This window comes from Nesterenkonia sp. PF2B19, from assembly GCF_001758425.2.
GTDB lineage: Bacteria > Actinomycetota > Actinomycetes > Actinomycetales > Micrococcaceae > Nesterenkonia > Nesterenkonia aethiopica.
In genome coordinates, this window is the sequence record NZ_MDSS02000095.1 from 1 (window position 1) to 5879 (window position 5879).

General features: G+C 65.7%; 5 protein-coding genes and 2 pseudogenes. 2 read left to right on the plus strand and 5 right to left on the minus strand.

The features are described 5' to 3' along the window. A pseudogene (locus tag BCY76_RS16680) lies at positions 1-175 on the plus strand (IS5/IS1182 family transposase); the annotation flags it as partial. A gap of 101 nt (positions 176-276) precedes the next feature. Here BCY76_RS16680 and BCY76_RS17795 read toward each other — a convergent pair. The 5 genes from BCY76_RS17795 to ychF all read right to left on the minus strand — a co-directional run bounded on the left by BCY76_RS17795 (position 277) and on the right by ychF (position 3372). After that, entirely contained in the window at positions 277-624 is a 348-nt protein-coding gene (locus tag BCY76_RS17795; protein WP_139827865.1) for a hypothetical protein, read from the minus strand. A gap of 89 nt (positions 625-713) precedes the next feature. Next, entirely contained in the window at positions 714-1511 is a 798-nt protein-coding gene (locus BCY76_RS16685; protein WP_237090247.1) for an alpha/beta fold hydrolase, read from the minus strand. Then, positions 1508-1930, minus strand: coding sequence for a type II toxin-antitoxin system VapC family toxin (locus BCY76_RS16690; RefSeq protein WP_070158919.1), 423 nt, complete (start codon positions 1928-1930; stop codon positions 1508-1510). Before BCY76_RS16690 ends, BCY76_RS16685 begins: the two co-directional genes overlap by 4 nt. Then, positions 1927-2160, minus strand: coding sequence for a FitA-like ribbon-helix-helix domain-containing protein (locus BCY76_RS16695; RefSeq protein ID WP_070158918.1), 234 nt, complete (start codon positions 2158-2160; stop codon positions 1927-1929). Before BCY76_RS16695 ends, BCY76_RS16690 begins: the two co-directional genes overlap by 4 nt. A gap of 126 nt (positions 2161-2286) precedes the next feature. Continuing rightward, positions 2287-3372 (minus strand): redox-regulated ATPase YchF, encoded by a 1086-nt coding sequence (gene ychF, locus BCY76_RS16700; RefSeq protein WP_070158921.1) that lies wholly within the window; start codon positions 3370-3372, stop codon positions 2287-2289. Positions 3373-3556: 184 nt separating this feature from the next. Here ychF and betT point away from each other — a divergent pair. Further along, positions 3557-5685 (plus strand): annotated as a pseudogene (betT, locus tag BCY76_RS16705) (choline BCCT transporter BetT). The last annotated feature ends 194 nt before the right edge of the window (positions 5686-5879 follow it).

Sequence of the window (5879 nt, forward strand, 5' to 3'; positions counted from 1 at the left end):
TGGGCGGCCGATCGACTTCGGCGATGAGCAGCAGGCCCGATACAAGGGTCGCAACGTCGTCGAACGATGCTTCAACCGGCTCAAGCAGTGGCGCGGGATCGCTGCACGAACGGATAAGACTGCCCGGAACTTCCACGCTGGGCTCTGCCTCGCAGCGACTCTGCAATGGGTTTAGCAACACGCCCTAGTCAAGCAGGAGAGACGAGCCCTCACGTGATCGCCGGAGGGCTCTCCACGCCTTGCTGAAGAGAATCGCTTGGGCATCGCTGGCGACCCTTAATTCCGGAGTCTCCCGAGAGCCGCCGTAGCTGAGGAAGCGATCTTCTCGGAACGCTCGTTGCCCGTCCACGACGATAGTTCCTGCAAGCCTTCCCGTGCGGCGCTCCTCAGCATCTTGTCCTTCGCCGCAAAGTCAGCAATGAGATGCACAGCGGCGACCTGCTCACCAATCCCAATCGCGTCACGTCCTTGCGGTCGACCATGCGCCGAGGCGAACAGCGACAGGAACTGTTTCGAGGATTCCAATCGTCGACGAAGGTGGAGGTCACGAAATGAAACGATTGCTGCGACCACTGCCGCCGCTGAGGGGATCGCGGCCACGACGATCGCTTGCCAGAACTCCACGGTCTACCCTTCTCCCATACGTTAGGCGGAACTCCGCTGCACATTGAACCTAAACTCCACCGAGTTCCGGCACGTGCGACCATCTGCTGTCACCGTGCAGCCGAAGCCTCCGCGTCCGACAACAGCCAACCGCGCAGAGCACCAATCCACTCATCGAAAGCGTCAAGATGCGCATCGTGGCTCCCCGCCGACAAGTCGACCCGATGGGTCCCCGGACGACGCCGGACCAGCTCGTCCCTTTCGGCGTCGCTGAACATCCCGTTCTTCGCGAAGACTGCGAGCGTCGGAGTCCCCAGAGACTCCCACTCGTCCCAGCGCGGCTCGTGCACGGCCTCGATCGTGCGCTGCATGACTTCGGCGTCGAAGCGCGGTCGCAGTCCCTCGTGGGTCACCTCGAGGTCGGCGATCCACGCGTCCACGATCGCACCCGATCCGAGGAAGGTACGCGCCTCGTCCTCGTCGGTGAACGGCACAGGCCACGACGCGAAGTACTCTCCCAGCCCGACGGCCTCCCCCGGATCGTCGCTGCCGGCGACATGCCCTTCGAGCATCACCAGGCGTTCTACGAGATCCGGGCGCGCCGCTGCGGTGAGGAACGCCGTGTGCGCGCCCATCGACTGACCGACGAGGATGCACCGCTGCCCCGGCGCGTGCTGCGCGAGGACCTGGACGACGTCATCGACGAAGGCCTCCCGCGACAGGTCCGCCGGTCCCCGAGTGCTGAGCCCGTGCCCGCGCTGATCGATGAGCAGTACACGGAAGGCGTCGCTCAGCGCCCATGCCGTCGGCAGCATCTCCCGGGAGCTCCCCGCAAGGCCATGAAGAAGCACCAACGGCAGGCCGTCGCCGCCGAACTCGGTCACGGTGATCGACACGTGTTCACTCACGCGAGAGTCCAAGGGTCGACCAGCTCGATGCCAGTATGCGCAAAATCCCTGGCGTTGCGCGTCGCGCAGGTCGCGTCGTGGGTCAAGCAGATCGCGGCGATCTGGGCATCGGCCGTACTGATCGGCGCTCCCGCGGCTTCCCGAGTCACGAGCACGTCGGCATAGTGGCCGGCCGCCCGGTCGTCGAACGGCAGCACCGCGCGACTCCCACGGTACGGCGCGAGCGCCGCGTCGATGCGCCTCGTCAACTCATCCTTGCGCCGGCCATCTGGGAGTCGTCGAACTCCCGCCAGGAGCTCGGCGAGCGTGACGGAGGTGATCGCGACATCCCCCGTCAGCGAGGCGAGCCATTCGACGACGCGCGGCTCGGGCGAGGGTCGGAAGATCTCCGAGATGACGTTCGTGTCGAGGACGATCACTCGAACTCCACCGCCCGAGCAACGTCGTCGCGCTCCGGGATCGTCAGGTCATCGATACCGCCGACGTCCTGCGCGGCAGCCAACAGCGCCATCCCGATGTGTGGCCGCCTCGCGGCCTTCGTGAGGATGTCGCGGACCTCCGCCTCCATGGAACGACCATGCTCCTTGGCCTGCGTGGCAAGCTGCTGTTTCACGGAATCGTCGAGACCGCGAACGATGATGGATGACATCGACAATCACCTCCCTGCTATCAATCATGATAGCTGTCGGAACCTGGGCGGTGAAGATCTCCTCACGAGACGACTCGAGCCCCGTCGATCACAGAGATCGGCGGGGCCCGGCGGGGTCGCTCAGGCTCACACGTTGAATCGGAACTCCACCACGTCGCCGTCCTTCATCACGTAGTCCTTGCCCTCCATGCGCACCTTGCCGGCGGACTTGGCGTCGTTCATGGAGCCGGCGGCCACCAGGTCGTCGAAGGAGACGATCTCGGCCTTGATGAAGCCTTTCTGGAAGTCGGTGTGGATCACGCCTGCGGCCTCGGGGGCGGTGTCGCCCTTGTTGATCGTCCAGGCGCGGGCCTCCTTGGGCCCGGCAGTGAGGTAGGTCTGCAGGCCGAGGGTGTCGAAGCCGACGCGGGCCAGCTGGTCCAGGCCGGACTCCTCCTGGCCGTTGAGCTCCAACATCTCGCGGGCCTCCTCCTCGGAGAGCTCCACGAGGTCCGCCTCCAGCTTGGCGTCCAGGAACACGGCCTGGGCCGGGGCCACCAGCTGGGCGAGCTCCTGCTGCCGCTCGGCGGAGCCCAGCACGGAATCGTCCACGTTGAAGACGTAGATGAACGGCTTGGCGGTCAGCAGGGACAGCTGAGCCAGGTTCTCCATGTCGAGCTTCTCCGACTCGATGGCGGAGAAGATCGTGTCGCCGCGCTCCAGGACCGTCTGGGCGGCCAGGTAGGCGTCAAGCTGCGCCTGTTCGGCCTTCTTCTGCTTGACCTGCTTCTCGAGCTTCGGGATCGCGTTCTCCAGCGTCTGGAGGTCGGCGAGCACCAGCTCGGTGTTGATGGTCTCCATGTCCGAGGTGGGGTCGACCTTTCCGTCGACGTGCACGACGTTGTCGTCCTCGAAGACGCGCACCACCTGCGCGATGGCGTGGGCCTCACGGATGTTGGCCAGGAACTGGTTGCCCAGCCCCTCCCCCTCGGAGGCTCCCTTGACGATGCCGGCAATATCCACGAAGGAGACGGTCGCCGGCAGGATCTTCTGCGAGCCGAAGATCTCGGCGAGCGTGTCGAGCCGCTCGTCAGGCAGATTCACCACCCCGACGTTGGGCTCGATCGTCGCGAACGGGTAGTTCGCCGCGAGGATCGTCTGGCGGGTGAGCGCGTTGAAGAGTGTCGACTTGCCCACGTTGGGGAGTCCCACGATTCCGATAGTCAGTGCCACGGTCACCTAACCTATCGCGCGCAGTCATGCCGATGCGACTCGGCGGGCCCGCTTCTGGTCCTCTCCCAAGACTTAAGAGAAAGTCTGCGACAAGCCGGCGCCGCCCCGATAGGATCACACCACGTCGACCGCCCGATGAACTCCACGTCGCTCTGATGAGGCGCAACTGAGGGAAGGACACCCCATGGCATCTGCCACGGAACACTCACCACATGACGCAGAACCGGAGGACGGGCCCACCAGCGGGGGGCGCCTGAAGAACTCCAAGCTCAATCCTCCGGTCTTCTTCGGTGCGGCGGCCATCATCGTCGCCTTCACGCTGTGGGCCTGGCTGGCCCCCGAAACGGCCTACACCACGCTGGAGGCGACGTTCCTCTGGATCGGTGAGAACCTCGGCTGGTACTACATCCTCACCGCCGGGATCGTCGTCCTGTTCGTCCTCATCGTCGCCTTCTCCCGAGTGGGCCGCACCAAGATGGGGCCGGACCACTCCTCCCCGAAGTACAACCTCTTCACCTGGACGGCCATGCTGTTCGCCGCCGGCATCGGCGTCGACCTCATGTTCTTCGCCATCTCCGGGCCGGCCACCAACGTGCTGACCGCCCCGGGCACCGAGGAGGGCACCGCGCAGGCCACCGAGATGGCCGTGCTGTGGACCCTCTTCCACTACGGGATCCCCGGCTGGGCCATGTACGCCCTGATGGGCATGGCCTTCGGCCTCTTCGCCTACCGGTACCACCTGCCGCTGAGCATCCGCAGCGCCCTGTACCCCATCATCGGCAAGCGGGCCAAGGGCGTGGCCGGGGACGGCATCGAGATCGCCGCCGTCGTCGGCACCATCTTCGGCATCGCCACCAGCCTCGGCATCGGCGTGGTGTTCCTCAACTACGGCCTCGAATGGCTCTTCGGCATCCCCCAGGCACCGCCGCCCAGGTGGGCCTCATCGGCCTCTCGGTGATCGTGGTGACCTTCTCCACCGTCTCCGGTGTGGACAAGGGCATCCGCCGCCTGGCCGAGCTGAACGTGGTCTTCGCCATCATCCTGATGCTCTACGTGCTCATCGCCGGCCAGACGGTGGACCTGCTCAACGGCCTGGTGAAGAACGTCGGCGACTTCATCGCCTACTTCCCCTCCATGCTGCTGGACACCTTCGCCTACGACATGCCCGCTGACGGCTGGCGCGAATGGTGGACCCTCTTCTTCTGGGCCTGGTGGATCGCCTGGGCGCCCTTCGTGGGCCTCTTCCTCGCCCGCATCTCGCGAGGCCGCACCCTGCGCCAGTTCGTAGTCGGCACCCTCATCATCCCGTTCGGCTTCATCCTGCTGTGGATCTCCATCTTCGGCAACGGCGTGATCTGGGAGTTCATCTCCGGGAACATGGACTTCATCGAATCGGCGGTCAACACCCCCGAATCCGGCTACTACACCCTGCTGGAGCAGTACCCGGGGGCCACCTTCACCATCGGGCTCTCCGTGCTGACCGGCCTGCTGTTCTACATCACCTCCGCTGACTCCGGCGCCCTGGTGATGTCCAACTTCACCTCCAAGGCGGAGAACACCACCGACGACGGCGCCCCCTGGCTGCGGATCTTCTGGGCCCTGGCCACCGGTGCCCTCACCCTGGCGGTGCTGATGCTCGACGGCGTGTTCACGCTGCAGATGGCCACGGTCATCATCGGTCTGCCCTTCTCCGTGGTGATGTACATCCTCATGCTGGGGATCTGGCGCGCCCTGCGCATGGAGCACTACAGCCAGGCCTCCCAGGAGGCCTCCATGCCCTGGGTGCTCTCCGGACGCATCCGGGACGCCTCCGACCGTGGCGGCGGCTGGCGACGGCGACTGGCCCGACACATGAACTTCCCCACGGCCAAGCAGGCCACCCGCTTCATGGAGGAGACCGCGATCCCCGCCGTGGAGGAGGTCGCCGCCGAGCTGAAGGCCCAGGGGGCGGACGTCAGCTGCAGCCGTGGCCATCACCACGACACGGGCATCCCGCATGTGGACCTGCACGTGCGCTTCGGCGAGCAGAGCGAGTTCAAGTACCAGGCGTACCCGGTCTCCTACGCGGCGCCCAACTTCGCGCAGAACATGAAGGCCGTGGAGGACGAGTACTACCGGGTGGAGATCTTCTCCGCCACGGGCTCGCAGGGCCACGACATCATGGGCTACACGAAGGAGCAGATCATCAGCGACATCCTCGACGCCTATGAGCGGCACCTGACGTTCCTCACGTTGAGCGAGGACGTCCACACGCAGGCACTCAACACGGTGAGCCACGCACCGGATGAGTGGGAGACCGACCACAAGAGCTGACCCCGAGCTCGGCCACGAGCTTGACGACGAGCTGACAAGGAGCACCATGACCACTGCAACGCTGTTCATCGACGGAGCGTGGGTCCCCGCGGCCTCCGGCGAGACCCGCACCATCGACTGTCCCGCCGACGGCCGCGAGGTCGGCGGTCGTCTCCGAGGCGGGGCGCGGCCGCGCCCTGGCCGCCATCGCCGCG

What these genes read in the sequence shown, in the direction of transcription:
- BCY76_RS16695 (WP_070158918.1), bottom strand. Translation starts at nt 2,160, where the DNA reads ATGTCATCCATCATCGTTCGCGGTCTCGACGATTCCGTGAAACAGCAG.